We start from the raw sequence: 26,230 nt of genomic DNA on the forward strand, positions 1-26,230 counted from the left end.
ACGCGGACTCGCCACCGCCAGGTCGCGGGCGAGTTCGTTGGCCTGGCGGGCCAGGCTGGCTCCGGTATCTGTGGCGACGCTCACGCGGTCGGCTTGTCCTTGTTGCGGATCGTGGACTTAGGCGTTTGACGCCCCGGTTGAAAGACCCGGATGGTCAGTCGGCATAGACGGCTTGCTCGAACGCTTCGAACGTCGCCATCATCCGGGGATCAGCGAAGGGCAGGAACTGGGCGAACATGACGCCGGCGACGCCGCTGGCCGGATCGGCCCAGTAGTAGCAGTTGGCGATGCCGCCCCAGGCCAGACTGCCTGCCCGACGACCGCCGGGCACGTCGGCGGCGTTGCGCAGGAAGCCCAGCGTCCAGTGCTTTGCGATCCCGGGCATGGGCAGGAAGTCGTGGCTGAAGCCGGGGTTGGACGAGATCAGGTCGCCAGCGGCGGGCTGGCGGGCCTGGATGTCGCGCAGCAGGGCCAGGGTGTCCGGTCCGGCGACGCCTGCGCCGTCGGTGATCATCGCGGCCAGGAACTTCAGATAGTCGGGCGCGGTCGAGGTCAGCCCCCCGCCGCCCCACATCTGCGGGGCGTTGGGGAACGGGTCTACGGGGATGTGGGCGCCGTCCGGGCCCCGGACGTGCATGCCGGCGCGTCGAGCGGACCGGGCCGCGTCGGGTGTAAACGAGGTGTCGCCCATGCCGAGCGGGCCCAGGATGTGTTCGGCGAAATAGGCGTCCAGGCCCTGGCCGGTCACCGCCTCGATCGCCCAGCCGGCGGCGTCGATGCCGATGCCATACTGCCAGCCGGCGCCGGGATCGAACACCAGGGTGGGTGGGTCCGACATCAGGTTTTCGCCTGTGGCGGCGAAATAGCGGGTGAGGTCGTCGCTGCAGAAGTCGTAGGCCAGACCCGAGGTGTGGGTGAGAAGGTCGCGAAGCGTGATCGGGCGGCTGGCGGCCCTGACGCGCGGCTTTCCGTCCGGATCAAAGCCGTCCAGCACCTTCGGGGACGCCAGGCCCGGAACCCGGTCGCCGATCGGCGCGTCGAGCGTGAGGAGACCGCGCGCCACCAGCTGCCCTGCCGCCAGCGCGGTGATCGCCTTGGTGCAGGAGGCGATCCAGAATACCGAGTCGGCTGTCATCGGCCGGGGATCGGCCGCACCGCGGACGCCGGCGGCGAACTGGTGGACGCCGTCCGGCCGCAGGACCGCCGCCGTCAGGCCAGGCGCGGCGCCATCGGAAACAGCCTTGTCGAGCAGGGTCTGGATGGTTTGGGGCTTCATCTCTCACTCCCATAGCCTCGCGGCTTGTTATGTATCGTCCGCCGCCTTACGTTGGCTTTGGCGGGTCTGCTGCGGCCCTCGTCGAAGGCGACATATTCCAGCGACCTTAATTCACCTCTAGGGAGCTGTCCCTGGCCGGGATCCTGGTCCCGGGCACACGGCGCCCACCTGTCACTAACAGGTCGAGGGAATGAAACAGTCCTTCACGGCTCTCGCGGCGCCGCCACCCGTCTTCCGCTATAGGAGGGCGTGATCTCGAAATCCACCCTTCGAACCGAGATGCGCGCGCGCCGCCGCCGGCTGGCCGTCGAAGCGCCTGACGCGGCCCTGCGCGCCGCCGCCAACCTGCCCGCAGACTGGCCGGGGACGCCGGTGGCGACCTATGGCCTCTATCATCCGATCGGCTCCGAGCTGGATCCGGGCGCGATCCGGATCGCCGGGGCCCGCGCGGCCTTGCCGGTGGTTGTGGGACGCGATGCGCCCCTGGCGTTCCGGCTCTACAGCTCCGGCGACGCGCTCGAGCCGGACGCTCTGGGCATCCTCGCGCCGACGTCGCGGGCCGAAACTGTATGGCCGGATGTTCTGTTCGTGCCTGTCCTGGCCTTCGACGGGCGCGGCGGACGATTGGGGCAGGGCGGTGGGTTCTATGATCGCACCATCGCGGCGCTGCGCGCGCGCGGTCCGGTATGGGTGGTTGGCGTCGCCTACGCGGGCCAGGAGGTTGGGGATCTGCCGCTTGAGCCGCATGACCAGCGCCTCGACGCCATTCTGACCGAGGCCGGTTTCCGCCTGATCGCGGCGGCATAGGCCGCCTCCGGAGGCCTTGACTCCCGCTTTTCCAGGTCTAGAACAAAAATGGAACAAAAGGAGTCCCAATTCCATGTCCGATTTTCGCGCCATCCGGGCGAAGATCGCTGCGCTTGAAAGCGGAACGCGGGCGCAGGCCGGCGTGCTGCCGTTCGGGGATGCATCACTGGACGAGCGGCTGCCCGGCGGCGGCCTGCCGCTGGGGCGCTGGCATGAGATCGTGGGTGTGGGTCTGGAAGCGGAAACATCTGCCGCGCCGGCCGCCTTCGCCGCCCTGATGGCCCGGCCGCTGGCCCGCCGGGGCGAGGCGGTCTGGGTGTTGCGGCGCGACGATCTGTGGGCGCCGGGGCTGGCGGGCTTGGGCTTTCCGCCTGAGCGCCTGATCCATGTATGCGCCCGCGACGAGGCCGAAACCCTGATGGTGATGGAAGATGCGCTCACCACCGTCGGCGTCTCCGCGGTGTTCGGCGAGGTGGAGGACGTAGACCTTACCGCTGGCCGCCGGCTGCAACTGGCCTGCGAGAAGCGCGGCGGGACCGGCTTCGTCATCCGCCGTCGTCCCTTCGGCGGAGCAGGACTTAAGGCGGTCGCCGGCTCGGTCGCCACCACCCGCTGGTGTGTCAGGCCCGCCCTCTCCGAGCCTGCCGCCGGAGATTTCGGCCTGGGCGCGCCCCGCTATCACGTTGAACTCCAGCGCTGCCGCGGCGGGCGGACCGGCGCCTGGATCCTCGAGGCCGATCAGGCCTATTCATGGGAGGCCAGCGATGTCGCGCATCCTCTGCGCCTGGTCGCCGAATTGGGCGATCGCGAACTGGCGCCGGCGCAATCGGCTCAAGCTCGCGCCGCCTGACGCCCCCTTCGCCCTGCTGGAGACGACGCGGGCGGTCCGCCGGCTAGCCGCCGTCAACCGCGCGGCGGCGAAGCTTGGCCTCCATGCCGGCCAGAAGGCGACCGACGCCACGGCCCTGGTCCCGGATCTGACCACCGACGAGGCTGACCCCGAGGCTGACGCCGAAGCCCTGACCGCCCTGATCGACTGGTGCGTGCGGTTCTCGCCGGCTGTGGCTGCCGACGCGCCGGGCGGCCTGTTTCTGGACATCACAGGCGTTGCCCACCTGTGGGGCGATGAGGCCGGGCTGATGGCCGACTTCCGCGACCGCCTGCGGGCCAATAGCCTGCCGTTTCGGCTGGCGATCGCCGATACGCCTGGCGCAGCGTGGGCCCTGGCCCACTTTGGCGCAGATGGGATCATCGCCCCGCCCGGCGAACAGGCCGGGCTGCTGAAACCCCTGCCGCCGGCGGCGCTGCGCCTCGACCCGGAGGCCGCCGCCCAGATCGGACGCCTGGGCCTGCGCCGGCTGGAGCAGATCATCGCCCTGCCCCGCGCACCCCTGGCCCGGCGGTTCGGGGCCGAGACCCTGGAACGGCTGGATCAGGCCCTGGGCCGCAGCGCCGAGGCCCTGCGGTTCCGCCGCCCGCCCACCCCCTGGCTGGCGCGCCTGGCTCTGGTCGAGCCGATCAGTACGCCAGAAGACATGGCCCGGGTGACAGAGGACGTCACCACCAAACTCTGCACGCGCCTGGAGGCCGAAAGCCACGGCGCGCGGCGGTTCGAGATCGCCTTTCACCGGGTGGACGGCAAGGCGTTTCCGATCACCATCGGCCTGTCGCTGGCCGGGCGCGACGCGCGGCGGATCGCACGGCTGTTCCAGCCCCGGCTGGAGACCGTGGATCCCGGCTTCGGCATCGAGTGCGTGACCCTGGCCGCCTACGACGTCGAGGTCACGTCCAGCCGGCAGGGACGGATTGATGCGGACCTGGCGGTGACCGTGGAAGACGGTCTGGCGCCGCTGATCGACCGCCTCGTCAACCGCCTTGGGCCGGAACGGGTGTGGCGGGCCGCCCCGGTGGAAAGCCATGTGCCCGAGCTCTCCGTCGGCCGGGCGCCGGTGCTGGGAGCGCCGCCGTCCGGGGCCGCGGCCTGGGACCGGGAGACGCCCAGGCCTGTGCGCCTGTTCCGCCGGCCCGAGCCGGTGGAGGACGTCACCGCCCTGCTCCCCGATGATCCGCCGCTGCAGTTCCGCTGGCGCGGCCGGCTGCACCGCGTGCGCCGCGCTGAAGGTCCCGAGCGCGTGGGCGAGGAGTGGTGGAAGCGTGGGATCGACGAAATTTCCGTCAGCCACGTACGCGACTATTACCGGGTGGAAGACGCCGAGGGCGCGCGCTTCTGGCTGTTTCGGGCCGGGCTCTATGGCGGATCGGACGCGCCCCCGAAGTGGTGGCTGCACGGACTGTTTGGATGAGGAGCAGCTATGACATCTTCACCGCCCCTCCCTTCTCCCCTTGCGGGAGAAGGTGGCCCCGTGAAGCGGGGTCGGATGAGGGGTCGCACAAGTGTCAAAGCTCGTGCGCTCTGAAGCCATGGCTCGCATTGCAACAACCCGCCAGGCCCGCGCGCTGCGTCACGCCGAGACCTCCACCGAAAGGTTCCTGTGGAAGCTATTGCGCGGGAGACGACTGGACGGTTTCAAGTTCCGCCGACAGGCCCCGATCGGACCCTATGTCGTTGACTTCCTCTGCCTTCGCCATCGGCTGGTCGTGGAGGCTGATGGTCCCTTCCACGATCCGGTCCGCGACGCCGAACGCGACGCCTGGCTGGCAAGCCAGGGATTCAAGGTTCTGCGGTTTGCCAACGGCGAGATCACCGGCGACGATCCGCGAGTCCTCAATCGGATCCTCGACGCCCTTGGGCGGCCACCGCCCCACGGCCATCTCTGAGCGACCCCTCATCCGACCTTGCTGCGCAAGGCCACCTTCTCCCGCAGGGGGAGAAGGGCGCTTTCAGGGTCACCCCTCACGATGACCCGCTACGCCGAGCTGCAGACGGCCAGCAATTTTTCGTTCCTGCGGGGCGCGTCGCATCCGGGCGAACTGGTGACCGGGGCCGGGGCTCTGGGGCTGGAGGCTGTGGGGATCTGTGATCGCAACACCCTGGCCGGGGTGGTCCGCGCCTGGGCTCAGGCGCGCGACCTCAGGGAGAGCGGCGCACAGGTTCGCGCGCTGACCGGCTGTCGGCTGGACTTTGAGGACGGCACGCCCAGCCTGCTGGTCTACCCCTCCGACCGCGAGGCCTATGGCCGCCTAACCCGCCTGCTTACCCTCGGCCAGCGGCGGGCGAGGAAGGCGGCGTGCGAGCTGCGCTGGGACGATTTCCGCGACCATGCCGAGGGCCAGCTGGTGCTGGTGGTTCCGCCCGACCGGCTGGACGACGCCTTTGGCCGCGACCTGACCCGTATCGCCCGGGAATTGCCCGACGCCTGGCTGGCGGCGGCCCGGCGCTATGGGTCGCGGGACCTGCAGCGGCTATCGCAGCTGGCGACCCTGGCCGAGGCGGCTCGCGCGCCGATGGTGGCCACCAATGATGTCCTCTATCACAGCCCCGAACGCCGCCCCCTGCAGGACGTGCTGACCTGCATCCGGGAAAGCTGCACGATCCATGACGCAGGGCTCAGGCTTCAGGCCAATGCCGAACGCTACCTGAAGACCGCCGCCGAGATGGCGCGCCTGTTCGCCCGGTTCCCCGGCGCCGTCGAGCGCAGCGTCGAGATCGCCGGGCGGATCGGCTTCGACCTGGGCGAACTGTCCTATGAGTATCCGGATGAACCTGTGCCGCCGGGCAAGACAGCCATCCAGCACCTGCATGATCTCAGCTGGGCGGGCGCCCGCTGGCGCTATCCGCGCGGCGTGCCCGACAAGGTGACCAGGCTGGTCGCCCATGAACTCGAGCTGATCGAACAGCTGAACTATCCGAGCTATTTCCTGACCGTGCATGATATCGTCCGGTGGGCCCGGGAGCAGGGCATCCTCTGCCAGGGCCGGGGATCGGCCGCCAATTCCTGCGTCTGTTTCTGTCTGGGGATCACCGCGGTCGACCCGACCAAGGAGGACCAGGACCTGCTGTTCTCCCGCTTCATTTCGGCCAACCGCGGCGAGCCGCCGGACATCGACGTGGATTTCGAGCATGAGCGGCGCGAGGAGGTGATGCAGTACATATACCGCCGCTATGGCCGCGACCGGGCCGCCATCGTGGCGACCGTGATCCACTACCGACCACGCATGGCGATCCGTCAGGTAGGCAAGGCGCTGGGTCTGACCGACGACATAACGGCGGCCATGGCGAACACGGTCTGGGGCAGCTACGGCGACGGCGTGCCGGACGAACATATCCGTCAGGCGGGCCTCGACCCGCAATCGCCGGAAATCCGCCGGGCCACGGTGCTTGCCGGCGAACTGCTGGGTTTTCCGCGACATCTGTCGCAGCATGTGGGCGGCTATGTCCTGACCAAGCGGCGACTGGATGAGACTGTACCGATCGGTAACGCCGCGATGAAGGACCGCACCTTCATCGAGTGGGACAAGGATGACATCGACGCCCTGGGCCTGATGAAGGTCGATGTGCTGGCGCTGGGCATGCTGACGGCGCTGAAGAAGAGCTTCGATTTCCTGCCCCTGCGGCCCGACGGCTCGCGGATCAGTGACATCGCCCACCTGCCTCAGGAGGATCCGGCGGTTTACGACATGCTCTGCGAGGCGGATTCGGTCGGCGTGTTCCAGGTGGAAAGCCGGGCGCAGATGTCGATGCTGCCCAGGCTGAAGCCCCGGAAATTCTATGATCTGGTGATCGAGGTGGCGATCGTGCGTCCCGGTCCCATTCAGGGCAACATGGTGCACCCCTACCTCAAGCGCCGCGCCAATCCGGACGAGGTCGACTATCCGCGCCCGGGGCCCGAGCACCCGCAGGACGAGTTGAAGGACATCCTGAAAAAGACCCTGGGCGTGCCGCTGTTCCAGGAGCAGGCGATGCGGGTGGCCATTGTCGCGGCACGGTTCTCGGATGACGACGCCGACCAGCTGCGGCGTTCCATGGCCACTTTCCGCAATATGGGCACTATCGGCCGGCATGGCGAACTGTTCGTCGAGGGGATGGTGAACCGCGGCTACGATCCGGAATTCGCCGAGCGCTGCTTCAAACAGATCGAGGGGTTCGGCTCGTATGGCTTCCCCGAGAGCCACGCGATCAGCTTCGCGCTGCTCGTCTATGCCTCGGCTTGGGTGAAGCGCCACCATCCTGACGCCTTCTGTGCGGCCCTGCTGAACAGCCAGCCCATGGGATTCTATCAGCCGGCCCAGCTGGTCCGCGACGCCCAGCAGCACGGCGTTGAAGTGCGACCGCCTGATGTGTTGTTCAGCGAATGGGACTGCACGCTGGAGGAAAAGGACGATCCAAGAGAACAATACAGACCGGTACGTATTGGCTTTCGACAGATCAAGGGCCTCCGTGATCAGGATGCCGATCAGCTGATCGCGGCGCGGCAGGCCGGAGCATGTTCGATCGAGGCGTTCGCCCGTCAGGGTCGCCTGTCGCGGCGGGCGCTGGAGCTGCTGGCCGAGGCCGACGCCTTCCGCAGCCTGGGCTTTCCCCGTCGCGAGGCGCTGTGGGCCGTGAAGGGGCTTTCCGGCGAGTGGGGCGCCGAACGCGATGCGCCGCTGCTGCTGCGCCAGAGCCTGAAGGAAACCCAGGTCGAACTGCCGTTCATGAGCGTGCCGCAGCATGTGGCCGAGGACTACCGCACCACCCGGCTGTCGCTGAAGGGGCACCCGGCCGGCTTTTTCCGCGACGATCTGGCGCGGATGGGCGTGGTTCCCTGCGCCGCGCTGAAGACCGCCCGCGACCGCAAACGCCTGTCGGTGGGCGGCCTGGTGCTGGTGCGCCAGCGGCCCGGCACGGCCAAGGGTGTGGTGTTCATGACACTTGAGGACGAGACCGGTATCGCCAACATCGTCATCTGGAAAGACGCCTTCGACACCCACCGCCGGCTGGTGATGACCTCATCCTTCCTGGTTGTACACGGCCAGGTCCAGAGCGTGGACGGCGTGGTCCATGTGGTGGCCGAGCGCTTCACCGACCTGTCAGAGCGCCTGAGGGAGCTGCGGCAGGAGAACGGTGTCGCGCCTGACCGCCCGAAGCCGACGGACCGCATGGTCCGCAGCCGGGATTTCCACTGATCGAAGGAACGTGCGCCGATCAAGGTCGCCGAATCAGATCGCGGCGGGCGCCATGCGCCGCCGGCGGATCAGAGCGCCGACCGCGCCGAAGCCTATGATCATCATCGCCCAGGTAGCCGGCTCGGGAACCGCCCCGCCGCTGAAGCTCATGTCGTCCAGCACGAAGTCGTTGCCGAAGGCTTGCAGGTTGCGGTCGACCAGTTCGACCGTGGCGGTGGTGTTGGCCTCCGAGTTCCAGACATAGGAAAACTGGGTCCAGCCCGGCATGCCGACAGTGGCCGGAGCCTCCGACGTCTGCCAGACACCATTGATGCGCGCCGTCAGAATCGCCGGCGACACCGGGTAAGCCGATCCGAGCCAGAAAGAGAACACGTAGTTCGTGTTCTGAGCCACGTTCAGGCCGGACTGGCCCCAGACCACCGCATTCTCGGCGCTGGCGCCGTTGACCACCATCATCAGGCCCTTGCCCGACGTATGGTCACCGAACGAACTGAACAGCCCGTGACCGCTCTGCGGGTTGGTGGCCACGCCATAGACGCCCTCGGGCCAGTAGTTGCCCGGGCTGTTGCCGTAGCTGGAGTAGAAGCCGGTGTTTCCGGCCTCGAAATCGCCGTTGGTCAACATTTCTGCGGCGCCGGCGGGCGTAGCTGCGACGAGGGCGGCTGCGGCGGCGAGCATCAAGTGCAACTTGGTCATGGCGTTGAAATGTGTCCCAAAATCAGCGCGGATGCGCCCGATACGGGAAGCCCTTGCAAACACCATACCAGCGGCGACTAGAACGCCAGCGCCCGAGCCTCCTTCACGTGCGGCAGGGCCTGGATCTTGGCCAGCAGCTTGGCGTCCGGCGCCTGGTCTATACCCACCATGGCGATTGCGTCGTCGCCCGCGTCGATGCGGCCCAGGTTGAAGGTGGCGATGTTGACGCCGGCCTCGCCCAGCAGGCCGCCGAGGGCGCCGATGAAGCCCGGCTTGTCCAAATTGTTCACATAGAGCATGCGCGGCGAGAACGGGGCGTCCAGGTCCATGCCCTTGACCTCGACGACGCGCGGCGCGCCGGCCTGAACGGCGCCGGCGAAGGAGCGCTTGCCCTTCTCGGTGGTGATCGTGATCCGCATCAGGCTCTCATAGATTGGCGAGTCCTCCTGGCGGCTTTCCGAGAAGGTGACGCCGCGTTCCTTCGCCACTGCCGGCGCCGAGACCATGTTGATCTCCGCGAGCATGGGCCGAAGCACGCCGGCCAGGGCGGCGGCGCTGAGCGGCTTGGTGTTGAGCTTGGAAACCTCGCCCTCGAAGGCGATGTCCACGGCCTTGACGCCGAAGTCGACCATCTGGCCGGCCAAGGCGCCCAGCTTCTCGGCCAGGGCGATGAAGGGCTTCAGGCGCGGGGCTTCCTCAGCGGTGACCGAGGGGCTGTTGAGCGCATTGGTGACGGCGCCGTTCAGCAGATAGTCGCTGACCTGTTCGGCGACCTGCAAGGCGACGTTCTCCTGAGCTTCGTTGGTGGAGGCGCCCAGGTGTGGGGTTGCGACGAAATTGGGCGCGCCGAACAGCACGTTTTCCTTGGCTGGTTCCTGAACGAAGACGTCGAAACCGGCGCCGCCAATGTGGCCGCTCTCTAATCCGGCGCGGAGCGCAGCCTCATCAACCAGGCCGCCGCGGGCGCAGTTGATGATCATCACGCCCTTCCTGGCCTTGGCCAGGTTTTCCGCCGACAGGATGTTGCGGGTCTTGTCGGTGAGCGGCGTGTGAAGGGTGATGAAGTCGGCGCGGGCGAGGAGGTCGTCCAGTTCCACCTTCTCCACGCCCATCTCCACGGCGCGTTCCGGCGACAGGAAGGGATCGTAGGCCACGACTTTCATCTTCAGGCCCAGCGCGCGATCGGCGACAATCCCGCCGATATTGCCGGCCCCGATCAGTCCCAGGGTCTTGGCGTAGAGTTCCACGCCCATGAAGCGGCTCTTCTCCCACTTGCCCGCCTGGGTGGAGGCGTCTGCGGCGGGCATCTGGCGAGCCAGGGCGAACATCATGGCGATGGCGTGCTCGGCCGTGGTGATCGAGTTGCCGAAGGGGGTGTTCATCACAACCACGCCGGCGGCTGTGGCGGCAGGAATGTCGATGTTGTCGACGCCGATGCCGGCGCGGCCGATGACCTTGAGGTTCTTTGCTGCAGCGATGACGTCCTTGTTGGGCTTGGTGTCAGAGCGGACGACCAGGCCGTCGTAGTCGCCGATCACGGCGATCAGTTCGTCTTTCGACAGGCCGGTCTTGATGTCGACGTCGACACCTCGCAGGCGGAAGATGTCGACGGCAGCGGGGCTGAGGCTGTCAGCGATGAGGACGCGGGGCATGATTTCTCTCACATTTGAGGCGTGCTCCCGGCATGGCCCGGGGGCAGCGGAGCTGGGATTCCGGAGTCGCGGCTTCAGGCCGTAGCGAGGCCATCGGCGACGGAGGCGAACGCCCAGTCGAGCCAGGGGGTCAAGGCGTCGAGGTCTGAGGTTTCCACCGTGGCGCCGCACCAGATTCTGAGACCGGGAGGCGCATCGCGGTAGCCGCCGACATCGAGAGCCACCCCCTCCTTCTCCAGCAGATTCGCCAACTTCTTTGCGAAATCGGCCTGGGCGTCTTCGGGCAGGCCGGCGACGCGGGCGTCAACCACCTTCAGGCAGACGGAGGTGTTGGAGCGGTTGGCGGCTTCCTCGGCCAGGAACGCGACCCAGGGGGTTTTGGTCACCCAGGCCTCGAGCACGGCCAGGTTGGCGTCGGCGCGGCGCTGCATCTCTGCCAGTCCACCGATCCGCGACGCCCAGCCCAGGGCGTCGAGGCAGTCCTCGACGCACAGCATGGATGGCGTGTTGATGGTGGCGCCCTCGAAGATCTCGAGGTTCACCTTGCCGCCCTTGGTAATGCGGAACAGCTTCGGCATCGGCCAGGGCGGGCTGTAGCTTTCCAGACGAGCGACCGCGCGCGGGCCCAGGATCAGTACGCCATGCGCGCCTTCACCGCCCAGCGCCTTCTGCCAGGATAAGGTCACCACATCGAGCTTTGCCCAGTCCAGAGCCTGAGCGAAGGCGGCGCTGGTGGCGTCGCAGATGGTGATCCCGGAACGATCGGCGGAAATGAAGTCACCGTTGGGCACGCGAACACCGGAGGTGGTGCCGTTCCAGGTGAACACCAGGTCGGCGTCGGGGTTTACCCTCGTCAGGTCCGGCAGCTTGCCATAGGGCGCTTCCAGCGCCTCGGCAGGCAGTTTGAGTTGTTTCACAACGTCGGTGACCCAGTCCTTGCCAAAGCTCTCGAAAGCCAGAAGCTGGACTGGCCGGGGGCCGAGCATCGACCACATGGCCATCTCGACGGCGCCGGTATCGGAGCCTGCGACGATGCCCACAAGGTAGTCGTCTGGAACCTGCAGCACCTCACGGGTGCGGTCGATGGCTTCCTTCAGGCGCGCCTTGCCCGGCTTTGAGCGGTGCGAGCGGCCCAGCACAGCGTTCTGGAGATTCTCGGGGGTCCATCCGGGGCGCTTGGCGCAGGGGCCGGAGGAAAATTCGGGACGAGCCGGGCGCATGGCCGGCTTCGGCAGGGTATTCATGGCGATGTCTCCCATCCTTACAGATGAGCAGCGCCCCGTTGGGGGGGCGTGGCCCGCGCGCCAAAGGCCTGCGTTTGACGCGGAACGCAAGCAGAAGTTTTGAAAGCAGGTCTGGTGTTCGCTAGGTGGGCGGCGGTCGAACCCTTTGGGCAAGCCGCCAGCGACGCCGCGCCGTAACGGCGACGCCGATGATCAGGCACCAGGATATGCCAGCGGAATTGATGTTGTTTATCAGGGCGTGAAGGTAGTCGGTGTTCGGGCGCGCGGTCACCAGATAGAACGAATGCAGCGAGAACTGAGCGGCATAGAATAGCATCACGCCGCCCATCCAGGGCGCGCCATAGCGGACGGTGACGACCAGAAGTATGAGGGCGGATAATCCGTCGCTGGCGAAGACGACGGTGGCCGCCAGATCGCGCGACGCCCAGTTCACAGCAATGCTGATCGCCATATTGGCCATGACAACCAAGGCCGCGGTTCGCTCTGCGGCCGCACCCTTCCAGAAGGCGAACAGCACACCAACGAGGCTGAAGACCATAAGGGCAATGAAGATGTAGAGCGGAGACATGATTAGACCCCCCTAATCCGATTCAGAGGGGCCTAACCAGTTAATCTATCGCAACGTCAGGCGAGAAACCGACCCGACATGTCAGTTAGCCAACTTCGCGCATGGTGGTGGTCGAGACCGCAGACGCTTCCGAAGGCTTCATCTGGTAGACCATCTTCGTACGAATGCCGAGGCGGAGTTGCGCTTCGTGTAGCTCGCTGTGGACACCAACCATCGCGGAGCGCGCTTCGCTGAGCGCCTTGATGGCCTGCATCATCTTTACCTGAACGTCGTCCGCGAACACGAGCGATACGTTCACATCCTGGCGCGCCTTGAGCATTTCGCTCATCAGCTCGGCAGCTTCAACCATCGCGCCGTCGACGGCGGCTTCGGTCGTGAAAAGCTTCTTGGCCACGCGCTGGGCTACGAATGCCTTTTCCATATGGATTAACCCCTTAATGTTACCGGACACCCGTCAAGGTAAAGCGAAGGTTAAGGTGCACGCAATCTGTTCATGGGTTGTTAACCATAAAATTCCACCGCCAGCAGTTGTGTTGTGCCCAAAATGGCACAGTTTCCAGGCCTGAAGGGAGCCCAGGGGTCGGCCCGGAAGCGAAGCGTTAGGACAATCCGGCTATCCCGAAGGGCATGAAAGCCACGGACGCCATTTACCCTTACGGCGCCCCGGACCGTCCAGCACCCACCGTGACATTCCACGCGCGGGTGGCCGGGGTCGGCCTGGTGACAACCGTTGTCGTGCTGATTGCGGCCTGCCTGACCTTCATGTTGCAGCAATGGGCTGTGGCGCGGACCCAGTCGCACCACTTCCACGAGAGCCTCGCCGAGATCGCCGCTCAAACGGCCTCACCCTTGATGGCGCCGGCACAGCGAATTCGCCTCGCTTCGTCTCTGGCTTCGGTCCAGGCCAGCCGGGACGTGGTCTCCGCCCAGGTGGTGGACCGTTCCGGCAGGGCGCTTGCTGAGTTCCGGCGTCCTTCGCCCACAGGAGGCGATACGGAAGTCATAACCCGGCCGATGCTTCTTGATGGTGAGACAGTCGGGCAGTTGCGGCTCACCGTTGAGCAGCCCTCGCTGACACCCATGCTGCCGCAGTTCATCGCCCTGACCTTCGTTCTGCTGTTCGGCGGCGTAGGCGTGGCGCTGTTCCTGGCGCGCAGTCTGGCGCACCGGGTGATCAAGCCGGTGGAGGTTCTGTCCCAGGCCATGCGTGAGGTGGCCGCCGGCGGCAGCTTCACGCCGGTCGAGGTAAAGGCGCGGGACGAACTGTTCCAGAGCCTCACCGAAAGCTTCAATGACCTCTTGGCCAAACTGTCCGTCCGTGAGGACGATTTGAAGGCCGCCATGCGTGATCTGGAAGCGGCGCGCGACGCAGCCAATGCTGCCAATGTGCTCAAGACCCAGTTCCTGGCCAATATGAGCCACGAAATCCGCACGCCGCTGAACGGCGTGCTGGCCATGGCGGAAGTCATGTCCATGGGCGACCTCGCCGACGTTCAGCGCGGCCGCCTTGACGTGATCCGGTGCTCGGGCGGCCTTTTGCTGGCCGTGTTGAACGACGTTCTGGATCTCTCGAAGATCGAGGCTGGCAAACTCACCCTGTTCGAAGAGGAGTTCGAGGTCGAGAACGTCTTCACCCAGGCCCGCGACACCTTCGGGGTCATGGCGACAGCCAAGGGTCTGGCATTCAGCCTCGAGATCGCCGATGCTGCGAAAGGCTGGCGGCGCGGCGACGCTGATCGCCTGCGCCAGGTGGTCGGTAACCTGTTGTCGAACGCGGTCAAGTTCACGCCGAAGGGCAGCGTTGCGGCGCTGGTCGACGTCGGCGACACTGACGGGCTTCGGATTGTCGTCCGAGACTCAGGCGTCGGCATCCCGGCCGAGAAGCTTGCGACCCTGTTCGAGAAGTTCACCCAGGCCGACAATTCGGCCACCCGCCGTTTCGGCGGCACCGGCCTTGGTCTCGCGATCTGTCGCGAACTGATCCACATGATGGGCGGGACCATTCAGGTGGAAAGTCGCGAAGGCGAAGGCTCCACCTTCACCGTCGACCTGCCCTTGCCGCGCTGCCGACTTGAGGCGCTTCACGGCGAAGATGGGCTGGGCGCAAACGAAGACGGCAACCTGCGCATCCTGGCCGCCGAGGACAACCCGACCAATCAGCAGGTTCTGCGCGCCGTGCTTGGCTCGCTGGGGATTGAGGTGGACATCGTTCCGGACGGAAAGGAAGCCGTCGCTGCGTGGCGTGGCGGTACATACGACCTCGTCCTGATGGATATCCAGATGCCGGTGATGGATGGTATCGCCGCCACCGCCGCCATCCGGGCCGGGGAGGCCGCCTCCGGCCGCAAGCGCACACCGATCATCGCGGTGACGGCCAATGCGCTGACCCACCGGGTCGCCGAGTACATGGCCGTTGGCATGGACGCCCACGTGGTCAAGCCGATCGAGATCGCACGGCTCTATGACGCGATTTCCACCGTGCTGACCGCTGCCGCCACCGGTGTGGCGCCTTCGACCCAGGCGGCAGCCGCCTCCGTCTGACGCCCCGTTCATCCGCCTGAACCTCAGCCAACAGCACGCTCAGGTTAGGGTCAGCTGCATTGTGGTCTCCTGAGTTCGTTGAAGGCCGGCGCCCCCGCCGGTCCGCCTCGGAGGAACCGACATGGCACGTGTTTCAACCCGGATGCTAATCGCCACCCTGGCCGCGGCGACCGCTGTCTCTGCAGGCGCCCTGCCCGCCGCCGCCCAACCGCACGGATACGGCTTTGAAGGCAGGCGACTGGAGTTTCATGATCGAGGCCGCTCGGGCTATGATCGCGAAGGCTACAATATCAACCAGCGTCAGGAGCGGCTTGACCGGCGGATTGACCGAGGCCTGCGCGACGGCAGCCTCACCCGCCGGGAGGCCCGTGACCTGCGCGAGGACTTCAACCGCATTGCTTGGCTTGAGGCGAGATACCGCTCGAACGGCCTGTCGCCCTGGGAGCGAGCCGACCTGGACCGCCGGTTTGATCGTCTCGAGGACCGCACCCGCCAAGCCCGACGCGATCGTGAATATGGCTATGGCTACTACCGATAGCTGAGCTTCCGGCGCCCCTGGTCAATCCGGTCGGGGGCGCCCCCGTTTCATACCGTGAGCCGCAGGCGGCTTTCGACCACGGTCACGGCCTGGCCCCGTAACAGGACCCGGTCGCCACGGTGCTCGCATTCGATATCGCCGCCGCGGCCTGGGTAGGCCTGCAGGAACCGCACCGTGGACCGGCCCAGTTTCTGCGCGAACAATGGCGACAGGATGCAATGCAGGGATCCGGTCGCAGGATCCTCCGGGATGCCGGACCCGGGGGCAAAGAAGCGATCGACGACGTCGACGTCAGATCCCGGGTCCGCCAGCGCCGCCACGCCGACGTTGCCACGCCCGCCGGTCGCCCCGCTGGCGACGGCGTTCAGAGCCGCAAGGTCTGGCGACAGGGCGCGCACCGCATCTTCACTGTCGAACAGGGCTACGAGATAGGACGACATCCAGACCTCGACGGGATGGGCGCCCAGGGCGTCGACGAGGCCCTCCGGCGGGTCGATCTGCACCGGCGGCTGTGCGGGAAAGTCCATCTCGTAGCCGGTGACCGATCTGTGCAGGGTGAGGGGGCCAGACCGGGTGTCAAAGGTCAACAGGTCGGTGTCTGTGCCCAGCTCACGCAGCAGCACATGCCCGGCGGCAAGGGTGGCGTGACCACATAGCGGCACCTCAAGCAGCGGGGTGAACCAGCGCAGCGCGAACCGCGCCGGATCGGTTGTCTTCAGCAGGAAAGCCGTTTCGGCCTGGTTGTTTTCGGCGGCCAGCGCCTGCATCCAGCCTGCCTCCGGCCAGGCGTCGAGAGGCTCCACCACGCAGGCGCCATTGCCCTTGAACGGCTGGCTGGCGAAGGCGTCGACGGTCCATTGGCGCATAGTTGGCCTCCCTGGAATAACGTCCCACATCTGCGTCCGGGCGACATCCCCGGCAAGGGCCAGTTCAGATGCGGCGGACCGGCGCTATTCCAGGATCTCGAGTTCCGGCCAACGCTTCCTGGCGCCTTGAGCTACGCGCTCGAAGTTGGAGCTGGCCCGGTTCGGGTTGCGGCGCAGGCGCAGCGCAAACAGGTCTTCGAGGCCGAAAGGCGCGATGACGGTCAGGCTGTCATCGGTTTCCATTCGCACGGCGACAGCGTGCAGCGGACTGACGAACCTTGTCAGGGCCTCGGAGCTGGAGGTGAGTGGTGAATAGGGTTCGCCGAACTTGCCCTCGAACCACAGGTGCACGCGCGCCTGATTGCGCACCTCGACCAATTCGCGCAGCGGCGGTTCGAAGGCCGCCGCCACCCGCCTGATCACCGCGTCCTCGGCCTCGTAGCTGGTGTCGGGGTCGAAGTAGGCGACGTCGTAGTCCTTGATGCCGTGGTTCAGATCGCGACCGGTCAGGTCGTTGAAGACCCGCTGATAGACGGCGCCTGAAAACACCTGCCAGTCGGGCAGGTCGATGTCGCGCAGCCGGTGCAGCACCTCCATCAACGGGGTGGCGCGTCGCACGATGGCTTCAAGACGGTGGTGCAGGTCGAGGCTCACGCCCGTCCCCGAAGCGGCCAACCGTGGTCCAGCGGACCGTGGCCTGCGCCCAGGCCCGGTGCGCGCAGCATCGCCTCATGCACATAGTCCCAGGCGCGGGCGACGGTCTCGGCCAAGGGAAGGCCCTGCGCGATTCCGGTGGCGCAGGCCGATGCAAGCGTACAGCCCGTCCCATGAGTATGGCGGCTGGCGATCCGTTCACCTTCGAAGGCTGTCTCACCTTCCGGCGTCATCAGCACATCGACGACACGATCACCTGGCACATGCCCACCTTTCATCAGCACGGCCTTGGCGCCCAGTTTCAGCAGGGCGTCGCCCGCGCGGCGGAGATCGTCGGTGGTGGAGACGGTCAGGCCGGTCAGCGCCTCGGCCTCCGGCGCATTGGGGGTCAGCAGCGCCGCCAGCGGGACCAGCCGCTCGCGCACCATGGCCACCGCTTCAGAGGCGAGCAGCGAGGCGCCGCCCTTGGCGATCATCACCGGGTCGATGACCGCCGGGATCGGGTAGGCTTCAAGCAGCCGCGCCACCAGGTCCACCGTGGCCGCATCACCCAGCATACCGGTCTTGATGGCGTCAGCCCCGATGTCGTCCAGCACGGCGCGGGCCTGGGCCTCGATGATGTCCAGCGGGATCGGGTGCACGCCTGTGACGCCCAGGGTATTCTGCACGGTCACCGCCGTGATCGCCGTGGCCGCATAGCCGCCAAGCGCCGTCACCGTCTTGATGTCCGCCTGCACGCCGGCCCCGCCCCCGCTATCGGAGCCGGCGATGATCAGGACACGGCCATTCAGGAACATGGCCTTGAGATAGCGCGCCCGGCCGAACAGCGGAAGCCAACCCCGACGCTGACTGCACGATGCCGCAGTGGCCGCAGCATTGTCGGCGATACCGGTTCAGGAGATTCAGCCGGGTCTCGCAAGCGCAGCCCGGGCCGCAAGCGCAAGCAGACCGCCAGCGATCGCGAGATCCTTGAAGAAGGTGGAGCGTTCGACCTTGTCGGCCAGATCATGGTGGAAAATCAATGCGGCCAGAATACAGAAAACGCCAAGCGCACCGGCGACTTCCCGGACGCGCAAGCCCAGGAGGAGCGCTATGCCCCCACCAATCTCCAGGGCCACGACCGGCAAGAAAAGCGCGGTGGGCACGGAGAACTCCCGCATCTGATCCAGAACGGGCGTGGGGTCGGTAACCTTTGCGATGCCCGCAAGGACGAAGAGGAGCGCCATGAGCGTCCGACCGACAAGGGCGATACCGGCGGGGCCGGCCAGGTTGCGAAAATTGATCATCGCAGATGCTCCATGACCACGGCGTGCGTGGTGCGATTCAAGGGCGATCGGTGGATCGTTTCGTAAGCGGCGAGGATTTTTTCGAAGTGGTTCATTGGAATCTCCCGGTTTGCACATCGGCGGCGAAGGTGCGGAAGCTGGCGGCGAACGCTTCAGGATCTTCAAGGAAAGCGCTGTGCCCGCCGCGGAACAGGGTCACCCGGTGAAGGGGCATGCCGGCGACTGTCGCCCTGGCGCGACCCCACGAGACGAGATGGTCGCCTTCAGTCCAGGCGAGCCACACCGGCAGGGTCAGCTTTGGCGCGATGGGCCTCAGGTCGCCGGTCGGCTCGCTGAAGCCCGCCCAGGCATCGGCCAGCATCGGGGCGAGTTCGCGCCCGGCAGCGACGACACGTTGGCGGCGTGCCCGCGCCGGCCCCCGCGAGAGCACCAGGAAACGGTAGTAGGCTGCAAAGGCCGTCGGAAACCAGGCCGCACCCCGCGCGCCGGCTCGAAAGAAAGCGGCCATGCGACCGATCACGAAGCGCGCCGGGCCATCGAGGGGCGCGAGGCCGCCCGGGTTGCACAGCACCAGTCCCGCAAACCGTCCCGGCGCCGCAGCCGCTGCGATGATCGCCGCGGCTCCGCCGATCGAGTTGCCGATCATGAAGGGGCGCTCGAGCCGCAACGCCTCGACGACCTCCAGAATGAGACCGCCGAAACGGTCGGCGCGCACCGGAAGACCGTCAGACGGCGAACAGCCCATGCCGGGCCAGTCGATCGCGATCAGCTCAAACGCCCCGCCAAGTCGACCAGCCAGGTCGGCGAAGTCGCCGCTCCCATGGCCGACCGCGTGCAGGCATAGCACGGGCGCCCCCTTGCCCCACCGCTTCACGGCCAGCCGCGCGCCGGACGGCAGCGTCAGAATGCCGGCGCTGTCTGCAGCGCTCAAAGCGGCGAGTCTCTCCGGTATCCTGGGTGATTGCCCTATCACACGGCATCTCATAAAAAGCCGGGTCCAGAGCCCGGCGAAGTGATATGTATATCACATGAAAATTCCTGAACGCAAGCGCCCCCTCGCGCCCAAAGCCGACACCAGGGCGTTGCTGCTGGCGGCTGCGGCTGTCGAGTTCAACACGCAGGGCTTCAGCGGGACCGACACGAACCGCATCGCCCGCGCCGCCGGCTTTGCCCCGCAGACCTTCTACCGCCACTACGCCGACAAGACGGAGATCTTCATCCGCGTCTACGAACAGTGGCAGGAAGACGAGCGGAGGAAAATCGCCAGCGCCATGCGCGCCGAGCCGGGCAGCACGGGGCAGGCCCGGGCTGTCGCCACCACGCTGATCGCCGGTCATCGGGAGTGGGCGTTCTTCCGGCGTTCACTGAGGCAATTGGCCGTTGAAGATGATCGGGTGCGCGCGGCCCGCGCGGCAAGCCGGCGGGCCCAGCTCGACGCTCTTTCACAAAAGCTTGCGCCTTCAACCTGGGCCGCCCGGGTTGGTGCGCTCTTGACCGTCGAACGCCTGTGCGACGCCGCCGCTGAGGCGGAAACGGACGATCTTGGGATCGATCCGGCAGACTGGACCGCCGTGGTCGCCGGGGCCATAGACCGGCTGCGCGGCGCCTAGATCACGGCGAGATCGGATTGGGTCGATCCAATCTCAAAAAACGTGGGCATTTTCATAGGCCTGGCGCGGGTTGCGGGCGGAAAACCGGTTCCCCCTTTTCCTCAATCCGCTCCAGGAATCAGCCGCTTGATCAAGGGATACGATTCCAGATCTCGGTTTTGCAGAGCGGGAAGACGACGCAGCCTCTGAGCTGCACGTGGTCGGCGTCGATCAACCGCAATTCGGCCGAATAGGTGCGCCCATCGTCCGGATTGTAGACTGTGCCGTCCGTCCAGACGCCCGGACCGCCTTGCAGTCCGGTGACGAACTCGAGACCCTTCAACGGGCGGCCTCGCAGACTTGGGTCGGCGTTCTTCAAGTCCCTGAGGTCCGGGTTGGCCGCGATCAGCGTCGAGGTGACGAGCCGACCGCAAAGATCGCCGCCGCATCGCTGCAAACGGACCTCGCCGTCATAATCAGGCGTCCGCCAACGGCCTTCGACCGATGTCGGGGCGACGGCTGCGGCGAGCATTGCGAAGAGCACTGCAGCTTGAAGGCTCATGTCTCGTCTCCGATTTGGACTTTTGCAGCGACCACGTCGTAGATCGGGAGCTGCGGCAGGCGCACGAACAGCAGGGTCTCGGCCAGCGCCTCCACGCGGTGTCGTCCGTCGGGCGGCGTCTCGACATAGTCGCCGGCGCGCAGCACATGCCCGCCCATCTTGGCCTCGCCCGAGACAACGAAGAGTTCTTCGCCCCCCGGGTGCGTGTGCCACCCGCCTGTCGCGCCTGCGGCGAAGCGCGTCAGCGTCGTGAAGCCCGTCGCATCGGCTTTCAGCAACACATACTCGACGCCTGGCTCCAACGCCGTCCACCGCGCATCCTGCGCCGCCACAAGCCGACCAACTGTCCGATCATCATCTTGCATCATTTTGTGATAGATATATCACTCACTCCGATTGATCAATAGCCGGATGGAGCGGTCGACATGCGTGGATTGGCAGAGCAACTGGACGGAGATCGCCCTGCAATCGCTGCCCTACTGGGGCGGAGGGTGCGCGACCGCTCGCCGCCTCGGAACCGCCCTGTGCCTGCGCCTCAATAGTGATGCCTGAACTGGGCCAGCAACAGGCCTTGTTCGCTGGGCCGGTAGACCAGCCTGTGTTCCTGGGTGATGCGGCGGGACCACCAGCCGGACAGCGCGCCGCGGAGCGGTTCCGGCTTGCCTATGCCTGTAAACGGGGTGCGGCTGCATTCCCTGATCAGGGCGTTGATGCGCGCGAGCAGCCTGGGGTCATTGGCCTGCCAGTAGAGGTAGTCATCCCAGGCTTGCTCACTGAATATCAGTTTCATTCAGAGAGGTCATGCTCCCGGCCCTGGCCGCCATCCAGAGCGGCGATGGAGCTCAGAAGCCGTTCGGCGTTTGCCGGGCTGCGGAGCAGATAGCGGGTCTCCTCATAAGAGGCGAAATCCTCGAGTGACATCAGCACCGCCGGGGGCTTGCCGTTGTCCCGCGTGATCACCACCGGCTCGTGGTCGGCGTTCACACGGTCGATCGTCGCCGCGAGGTTCTTGCGAAGTTCGCTGTAAGAGGTCGTGCGCATTTCCCGAAAGTACGCATTTGCGTACGTATATGCAAGGTGGTTGCGAGGGTGTTCAACCCGAACGTATGGCGTCCCATACCTTCAACGCCTGCACCGTCTCGCGGACGTCATGGACCCGCACCGCCGCCACACCGGCCGCCGCGCCCGCTATCGCCGCCGCGATGGACCCACCCAGCCGCCCATCCGCCGCCGCGTCGCCATCCAGCATCCCGATGAACCGCTTGCGGCTGGCGCCCAGCAGCACGGGGAAGCCCAGGGCCACGATCCGGTCCAGTCCGGCCAGCAGGGGTAGATTGTGGCGGGTCGGGTGTTTGCCGAAGCCGATGCCGGGATCGAGCCAGATCCGCTCACGGGCGACGCCGGCCCAGATCGCCAGTTCCACGCGCTCCTCCAGGAAAGCAACGACTTCGGCGACCACATCTTCATAGTACGGCTCGGCCTGCATGGTTCCGGGTTCACCCTGCATGTGCATGAGCACGATGTCGCAGCCGAGCTCGGCGGCCACGGCGGCGCTTTCAGGCGCGTGGCGAAGTGCGGTGACGTCGTTCCACATCGTGGCGCCGGCCGCGATCGCGGCGCGAGCGACCTCGGGCTTCATGGTGTCGATGGAAATGAGCGTGGCGCCTTCGGCCCGGAGCGCGGCGATCAGCGGGACCAGCCGGTCGATTTCCACCCCGGCCACCACCGGCGTGGCCCCCGGACGTGTGGATTCCGCGCCAAGGTCGAGGATGTCGGCGCCGTCGGCGATCAGGCGCCGGGCATGGGCGAGCGCCGCATCGAACCCGAGATATCGCCCGCCGTCGGAAAAGCTGTCGACCGTCACGTTGACGACCCCCATGACGCGTGGACGTTCGGTTGACAGTCGGGAACGCATTGGACCTCAACCCCGTTATTGTTGCGGCCGTTGATTTGGCGAAGTCCGGAGAGCGCAACGCCACTGCCAGCCTAAGTAGCGACTTGACCCTTTTAGGATAGGTTCAGGGCTCAGCCGAGCCACTCAACCGGGTCATCACCCTTCTCGGCTTCTACCGAATTCCTGTCTCCCGCCGCTATGCGGGGGAGGCAGGGCGTTATGCCGGCTCAGCGCTGGGACGTGGCGAGATCGGGACGGCGACCGTCGGGCCGGTTGCCCGCTTGGTCTCGGATTCGTCGCGTTTGGGCGGGACACCTTTCAGGGCATTGACGATCTCGTCGCCGCTCAGGGTCTCGTACTCCAGCAGGCTGTTGGCCAGCAGGTGCAGCTGGTCGAGCTTGGTGGTGAGGATGGTGTTGGCCTCATCCCAGCCGGCCTGGGTGAGCCGGCGGACTTCCTCGTCGATCACCTTGGCGGTTTCTTCTGACACGTTCTGGGTGCGGGCGACGGAATGCCCCAGGAAGACCTCGTCCTGATTGTCGCCGTAGGACACCATGCCGAGTTTTTCGGAATAGCCCCACTTGGTGACCATGGCCTTGGCAAGCTTGGTCGCCTGATCGAGGTCCGACGAGGCGCCGGAGGTGATCTTGTCCTTGCCGAAGATGATCTCCTCGGCCACCCGGCCGCCCATCAGTATGGCCAGACGCGAGGTCATCTGCTCATAGCTCATGGAGAACCGGTCGCGTTCCGGCAGCTGCATCACCATGCCCAGCGCACGGCCGCGCGGGATGATGGTCGCCTTGTGCACCGGATCGGTGGCGGCGACATTCAGCGCCACCAGGGCGTGGCCCCCCTCGTGGTAGGCGGTCAGCTTCTTCTCGTCCTCGGTCATGACCATGGAGCGGCGCTCAGCGCCCATCATGACCTTGTCCTTGGCGTCCTCGAAGTCGCGCATGGTGACCATGCGGCGGTTCTTGCGCGCGCCCATCAGGGCGGCTTCGTTGACCAGGTTGGCCAGATCCGCGCCCGAGAAGCCGGGGGTGCCGCGCGCCACAACCTTGACATCGACGTCTGCGGCCAGCGGCACGTTCTTCATGTGAACGCGCAGGATCCGTTCGCGGCCATTGATGTCGGGGTTGCCCACCACGACCTGGCGGTCGAAGCGGCCCGGACGCAGCAGGGCGGGGTCGAGCACGTCGGGGCGGTTTGTGGCGGCGATCAGGATGATGCCTTCGTTCGATTCGAAGCCGTCCATCTCCACCAGCAGCTGGTTCAGCGTCTGCTCGCGCTCATCATTGCCGCCACCGAGACCGGCGCCGCGATGGCGGCCGACGGCGTCGATCTCGTCGATGAAGATGATGCAGGGGGCGTTCTTCTTGCCCTGTTCGAACATGTCGCGCACGCGGCTGGCGCCGACGCCCACGAACATCTCCACGAAGTCGGAGCCGGAGATGGTGAAGAAGGGCACGCCCGCCTCGCCCGCAATGGCGCGGGCCAGCAGGGTCTTGCCGGTGCCGGGGGGGCCGACCAGCAGGGCGCCCTTGGGGATCTTGCCGCCCAGGCGCTGGAACTTTTGCGGGTCCTTCAGGAAGTCGACGATCTCGACGACCTCTTCCTTGGCCTCTTCGACGCCGGCGACGTCGTCAAAGGTGACGCGGTTCTTGTTTTCCGTCAGCAGCTTGGCCTTGGACTTGCCGAAGCCCATGGCGCCGCGCGCGCCGCCCTGCATCTGGCGCATGAAGAAGATCCAGACGCCGATCAGCAGCAGGATCGGCAGGAACTGGAGCAGCGCCCCGGTCCAGGTGAAGCCGCCGGCGGCCTTGACCTTGATGTCGGCGCCCTGCTTTTCCAGGCGCTGGACCAGATCATCCTGATTGTTGGGGGTGACGGAGGTGAAGGCGCGATTGCCCTGATCCGTGGCCAGGATCATCGGGCCCTCGATCTCAACCGCCTTGATCTCGCCGGCGTTTACCTTGGCCAGCAGCTGGGAATAGGTGACCTCGGTCTGGCTGCTGGCGCGGTTGCCCCCGGCCATCATGCCGTAGAGCCCCACCATCACCACGAGGATTGCGCCCCAGATCACCAAGTTGCGGAGGTTCATAAGAGGACCGTTCCCAATGAGGCCGTGCGCCAAACTTCAAACATAGGGCGCAGACGGTTGATAGACCACTTAACGTCAGGACATTTTGGCCAGAGCAGGCCGCCAAGGTTTAGAATCGGATCAGAAATGCAAAAAGGGCTGCACCCTGAGGCGCAGCCCTTCAAATAAGCATCATCTATGCCAGCTTTTAGAGGCTGACACCGATATTATCGGGTGACGACCTTCTTCGGCGCGGCGATCAGGCCTTCGCGCTGGGCGCGCTTGCGGGCCAGCTTGCGGGCGCGGCGAACGGCTTCGGCCTTCTGGCGCGCACGCTTCTCCGAGGGCTTCTCATAATGCACGTGCCGCTTCATTTCGCGGAACGAGCCTTCGCGCTGCATCTTCTTCTTCAGCGCCTTGAGGGCCTGGTCGACGTTGTTGTCGCGGACGAAAATCTGAACCAGGGGTATCTCTCCTGTAGAACGCTGGCCGCCCGCCTTGTGCCGGCTGAAAGGCGGCGAGCGTAGAAAAAGTTGTCGCCCGAAGGTTTGACCCTTCAAGTTTGAGGGCGGGCAGATAGCAGAAGAGGTTCGCCCTGTCCACGCACTCCGCTAGACTGAATCCATGACCGCACAAGACTCCGACTGGGCTGCGACAACCGAGCAACGGTTGCTGGACGAGGCGCTGGGGCTTGCGCCGATTCATGGCTGGACTCATCGCACCGTCGGCCTGGCCGGAAAGGCGCTCGGTTTGTCGGCCGGTGAGACCGGGCTCTTGATCCCGCATGGCCCAGCCGATCTGGCCGCCCTGCTGTCACGGCGCCACGATGACCGGGCGCTGGCTTCGCTGGGTGAGGTCCACGCCAGCAATCTGAAGATCCGCGAGCGTATCCGTCGTGCGGTCGAGGCGCGCCTGGACGCCGCCGCCGTCGACGAGCCGGCGCTCCGGCGGTGGTCAGGGTATCTCGCCTTGCCGCAGAACCTGACGCTGGCTGCAAGGCTGGCCTGGGACAGCGCCGACGTGCTGTGGCGCTGGGCCGGGGATACGGCGACGGATGAGAACCACTACACCAAGCGCCTTTTGCTGGCCGGGATCCTCACCGGCGCCGGGGCGATCCGGGCCTCTGCAGGGCGCAAGGCGGCGATGGAATTTGTGGACCACCGCATCGACAATGTGATGGCCTTCGAGAAATGGAAGGCGACGACCACGTTCCGGCCGTCCGCGGCTCTGGCCCGATTTGCCGAGCGCCTTGGTCGAGCCCGCTACGGCGGGGGCTAATCCGGCGCAGGCTTGAGGTTCGGGTCGTCTGTTGACGCGCAGCCAAGAACTTGTTCTTAATTTGTTCTTCACCTCCCCCACGAAGTGGCGGGAGGGGGACCGCGCCCCGAAGAGGGCGGGGTGGAGGGGGCGAGCCGCGAGCCACACCATGCGAAACATCACCCTGATCGCCACCCGCGCCCGCGCCATGCGCAAGTCCATGAGCCCGCCCGAAGTGCTGCTCTGGACCCGCCTGCGAGGCCGCAGTCCGGACAAGCCGACATTCCGCCGACAACATCCCATCGGGTCGATCATCGTCGATTTCTACTGCCCATCAGCCAGACTTGCTGTGGAGGTCGACGGGTCTTCGCATTGGGGCGATCAGGCGCTCGGGCGCGACGAAGCGCGGGATCAGTGGCTTTGGCGACAGGGTGTTGCGGTGCTGCGCGTTCCGGCGTCTGAAGTTTTTCAGGATCCGGGTGGAGTTGCGGATGGTATTTTAAGGTTTGCGGACGAACGGCGGAGCGCGCGGCCTGCCCCCTTGTCTGTCGGAAGTATGCCAGATTGGGGATGTCTTCCGGGACGCCTGCCCGGTGCGACAACACCAGGCAGGCAATCGGTGGAAGGGTCGAAGCCCCCTGAGCCCTTGCGGAC

Annotated in this window: 27 protein-coding genes, 1 other RNA gene and 1 pseudogene; 11 read left to right on the forward strand and 18 right to left on the reverse strand. The window is 66.2% G+C overall.

Going from position 1 to position 26,230, the window contains the following annotated elements; all coding sequences use genetic code 11:
- Positions 1 to 154: 154 nt before the first annotated feature.
- Positions 155 to 1,276, reverse strand: a complete 1,122-nt coding sequence (locus ACIQ3B_RS12415) for a serine hydrolase domain-containing protein (protein WP_397403001.1) — start codon at positions 1,274 to 1,276, stop codon at positions 155 to 157.
- A gap of 63 nt (positions 1,277 to 1,339) precedes the next feature.
- On the opposite strand from ACIQ3B_RS12415, the gene ssrS reads away from it, so the two are divergent.
- The 6 genes from ssrS (at position 1,340) to ACIQ3B_RS12445 (ending at position 8,149) form a co-directional block, all read left to right on the forward strand.
- A non-coding RNA gene (ssrS, locus tag ACIQ3B_RS12420) (6S RNA) lies at positions 1,340 to 1,500 on the forward strand.
- Between the two features lie 25 nt (positions 1,501 to 1,525).
- Positions 1,526 to 2,083, forward strand: a complete 558-nt coding sequence (locus ACIQ3B_RS12425; protein WP_397403003.1) for a 5-formyltetrahydrofolate cyclo-ligase — start codon at positions 1,526 to 1,528, stop codon at positions 2,081 to 2,083.
- Between the two features lie 73 nt (positions 2,084 to 2,156).
- A complete protein-coding gene (locus ACIQ3B_RS12430) occupies positions 2,157 to 2,933 on the forward strand; it encodes an ImuA family protein (protein WP_397403005.1) in 777 nt (258 codons plus the stop codon).
- Positions 2,848 to 4,386, forward strand: coding sequence for a DUF6504 family protein (locus ACIQ3B_RS12435; protein WP_397403007.1), 1,539 nt, complete (start codon positions 2,848 to 2,850; stop codon positions 4,384 to 4,386). Before ACIQ3B_RS12430 ends, ACIQ3B_RS12435 begins: the two co-directional genes overlap by 86 nt.
- Positions 4,387 to 4,504: 118 nt before the next feature.
- Complete coding sequence (locus ACIQ3B_RS12440) at positions 4,505 to 4,861, forward strand: endonuclease domain-containing protein (protein ID WP_397403009.1); 357 nt, start codon at positions 4,505 to 4,507, stop codon at positions 4,859 to 4,861.
- Between the two features lie 81 nt (positions 4,862 to 4,942).
- The gene (locus tag ACIQ3B_RS12445) at positions 4,943 to 8,149 is read left to right on the forward strand and encodes an error-prone DNA polymerase (protein WP_397403011.1); all 3,207 of its coding nucleotides are present in this window, start codon (positions 4,943 to 4,945) and stop codon (positions 8,147 to 8,149) included.
- 33 nt (positions 8,150 to 8,182) lie between these two features.
- Here ACIQ3B_RS12445 and ACIQ3B_RS12450 read toward each other — a convergent pair.
- The 5 genes and pseudogenes from ACIQ3B_RS12450 to ACIQ3B_RS12470 all read right to left on the reverse strand — a co-directional run.
- Positions 8,183 to 8,287 (reverse strand): annotated as a pseudogene (locus tag ACIQ3B_RS12450) (PEPxxWA-CTERM sorting domain-containing protein); the annotation flags it as partial.
- Between the two features lie 635 nt (positions 8,288 to 8,922).
- The gene (serA, locus tag ACIQ3B_RS12455) at positions 8,923 to 10,497 is read right to left on the reverse strand and encodes a phosphoglycerate dehydrogenase (RefSeq protein WP_397403013.1); all 1,575 of its coding nucleotides are present in this window, start codon (positions 10,495 to 10,497) and stop codon (positions 8,923 to 8,925) included.
- A 74-nt stretch (positions 10,498 to 10,571) separates the two neighbouring features.
- On the reverse strand, positions 10,572 to 11,741 hold the full coding sequence (locus ACIQ3B_RS12460; protein ID WP_397403015.1) for a phosphoserine transaminase: 1,170 nt from the start codon (positions 11,739 to 11,741) through the stop codon (positions 10,572 to 10,574).
- 121 nt (positions 11,742 to 11,862) lie between these two features.
- Positions 11,863 to 12,309 (reverse strand): hypothetical protein, encoded by a 447-nt coding sequence (locus ACIQ3B_RS12465; protein WP_397403016.1) that lies wholly within the window; start codon positions 12,307 to 12,309, stop codon positions 11,863 to 11,865.
- Between the two features lie 85 nt (positions 12,310 to 12,394).
- The gene (locus tag ACIQ3B_RS12470) at positions 12,395 to 12,730 is read right to left on the reverse strand and encodes a hypothetical protein (protein ID WP_397403018.1); all 336 of its coding nucleotides are present in this window, start codon (positions 12,728 to 12,730) and stop codon (positions 12,395 to 12,397) included.
- Between the two features lie 206 nt (positions 12,731 to 12,936).
- Here ACIQ3B_RS12470 and ACIQ3B_RS12475 point away from each other — a divergent pair, with 206 nt between their 5' ends.
- Positions 12,937 to 14,850: an ATP-binding protein gene (locus ACIQ3B_RS12475; protein WP_397403020.1), complete on the forward strand. Its 1,914-nt coding sequence runs from the start codon at positions 12,937 to 12,939 to the stop codon at positions 14,848 to 14,850.
- Between the two features lie 121 nt (positions 14,851 to 14,971).
- Positions 14,972 to 15,388: a hypothetical protein gene (locus tag ACIQ3B_RS12480; RefSeq protein WP_397403022.1), complete on the forward strand. Its 417-nt coding sequence runs from the start codon at positions 14,972 to 14,974 to the stop codon at positions 15,386 to 15,388.
- A 47-nt stretch (positions 15,389 to 15,435) separates the two neighbouring features.
- On the opposite strand, the gene ACIQ3B_RS12485 is transcribed toward ACIQ3B_RS12480, so the two are convergent.
- The 5 genes from ACIQ3B_RS12485 to ACIQ3B_RS12505 form a co-directional block, all read right to left on the reverse strand.
- On the reverse strand, positions 15,436 to 16,254 hold the full coding sequence (locus ACIQ3B_RS12485; RefSeq protein WP_397403024.1) for a PhzF family phenazine biosynthesis protein: 819 nt from the start codon (positions 16,252 to 16,254) through the stop codon (positions 15,436 to 15,438).
- Positions 16,255 to 16,338: 84 nt separating this feature from the next.
- On the reverse strand, positions 16,339 to 16,851 hold the full coding sequence (locus ACIQ3B_RS12490) for a nucleotidyltransferase family protein (RefSeq protein ID WP_397403050.1): 513 nt from the start codon (positions 16,849 to 16,851) through the stop codon (positions 16,339 to 16,341).
- Positions 16,852 to 16,904: 53 nt separating this feature from the next.
- Entirely contained in the window at positions 16,905 to 17,705 is an 801-nt protein-coding gene (gene thiD, locus ACIQ3B_RS12495; RefSeq protein ID WP_397403026.1) for a bifunctional hydroxymethylpyrimidine kinase/phosphomethylpyrimidine kinase, read from the reverse strand.
- 105 nt (positions 17,706 to 17,810) lie between these two features.
- Positions 17,811 to 18,194: a DoxX family membrane protein gene (locus ACIQ3B_RS12500; RefSeq protein WP_397403028.1), complete on the reverse strand. Its 384-nt coding sequence runs from the start codon at positions 18,192 to 18,194 to the stop codon at positions 17,811 to 17,813.
- Between the two features lie 91 nt (positions 18,195 to 18,285).
- The gene (locus tag ACIQ3B_RS12505; RefSeq protein WP_397403030.1) at positions 18,286 to 19,125 is read right to left on the reverse strand and encodes an alpha/beta fold hydrolase; all 840 of its coding nucleotides are present in this window, start codon (positions 19,123 to 19,125) and stop codon (positions 18,286 to 18,288) included.
- A gap of 97 nt (positions 19,126 to 19,222) precedes the next feature.
- Here ACIQ3B_RS12505 and ACIQ3B_RS12510 point away from each other — a divergent pair, with 97 nt between their 5' ends.
- Entirely contained in the window at positions 19,223 to 19,804 is a 582-nt protein-coding gene (locus ACIQ3B_RS12510) for a TetR/AcrR family transcriptional regulator (protein ID WP_397403032.1), read from the forward strand.
- A 130-nt stretch (positions 19,805 to 19,934) separates the two neighbouring features.
- On the opposite strand, the gene ACIQ3B_RS12515 is transcribed toward ACIQ3B_RS12510, so the two are convergent.
- The 7 genes from ACIQ3B_RS12515 to rpsU all read right to left on the reverse strand — a co-directional run bounded on the left by ACIQ3B_RS12515 (position 19,935) and on the right by rpsU (position 24,783).
- Positions 19,935 to 20,345 carry a DUF2147 domain-containing protein gene (locus tag ACIQ3B_RS12515; protein ID WP_397403034.1) on the reverse strand — a complete coding sequence of 137 codons (411 nt, stop codon included), beginning with the start codon at positions 20,343 to 20,345 and terminating at the stop codon, positions 19,935 to 19,937.
- On the reverse strand, positions 20,342 to 20,713 hold the full coding sequence (locus tag ACIQ3B_RS12520; RefSeq protein WP_397403036.1) for a cupin domain-containing protein: 372 nt from the start codon (positions 20,711 to 20,713) through the stop codon (positions 20,342 to 20,344). Before ACIQ3B_RS12520 ends, ACIQ3B_RS12515 begins: the two co-directional genes overlap by 4 nt.
- Positions 20,714 to 20,880: 167 nt before the next feature.
- Positions 20,881 to 21,135, reverse strand: a complete 255-nt coding sequence (locus ACIQ3B_RS12525; RefSeq protein WP_397403038.1) for a Txe/YoeB family addiction module toxin — start codon at positions 21,133 to 21,135, stop codon at positions 20,881 to 20,883.
- Positions 21,132 to 21,386: a type II toxin-antitoxin system Phd/YefM family antitoxin gene (locus ACIQ3B_RS12530; protein ID WP_397403040.1), complete on the reverse strand. Its 255-nt coding sequence runs from the start codon at positions 21,384 to 21,386 to the stop codon at positions 21,132 to 21,134. The genes ACIQ3B_RS12525 and ACIQ3B_RS12530 overlap by 4 nt, the downstream gene beginning before the upstream one ends.
- Before the next feature lie 52 nt (positions 21,387 to 21,438).
- Positions 21,439 to 22,260: a dihydropteroate synthase gene (gene folP / locus ACIQ3B_RS12535; RefSeq protein ID WP_397403042.1), complete on the reverse strand. Its 822-nt coding sequence runs from the start codon at positions 22,258 to 22,260 to the stop codon at positions 21,439 to 21,441.
- A 196-nt stretch (positions 22,261 to 22,456) separates the two neighbouring features.
- Positions 22,457 to 24,340 carry an ATP-dependent zinc metalloprotease FtsH gene (gene ftsH / locus ACIQ3B_RS12540; protein ID WP_397403044.1) on the reverse strand — a complete coding sequence of 628 codons (1,884 nt, stop codon included), beginning with the start codon at positions 24,338 to 24,340 and terminating at the stop codon, positions 22,457 to 22,459.
- Between the two features lie 206 nt (positions 24,341 to 24,546).
- On the reverse strand, positions 24,547 to 24,783 hold the full coding sequence (gene rpsU / locus ACIQ3B_RS12545; protein ID WP_397403052.1) for a 30S ribosomal protein S21: 237 nt from the start codon (positions 24,781 to 24,783) through the stop codon (positions 24,547 to 24,549).
- A 160-nt stretch (positions 24,784 to 24,943) separates the two neighbouring features.
- Between rpsU and ACIQ3B_RS12550 the strand changes: the two genes are divergently transcribed.
- Both ACIQ3B_RS12550 and ACIQ3B_RS12555 read left to right on the forward strand, forming a co-directional pair.
- Positions 24,944 to 25,597, forward strand: a complete 654-nt coding sequence (locus tag ACIQ3B_RS12550) for a COQ9 family protein (RefSeq protein WP_397403046.1) — start codon at positions 24,944 to 24,946, stop codon at positions 25,595 to 25,597.
- A gap of 148 nt (positions 25,598 to 25,745) precedes the next feature.
- On the forward strand, positions 25,746 to 26,230 hold a 485-nt coding region (locus ACIQ3B_RS12555; protein WP_397403048.1), incomplete at its 3' end, for an endonuclease domain-containing protein.

The organism is Phenylobacterium sp. (assembly GCF_044358365.1).
In the GTDB taxonomy this organism is placed as follows: Bacteria; Pseudomonadota; Alphaproteobacteria; order Caulobacterales; family Caulobacteraceae; genus Phenylobacterium.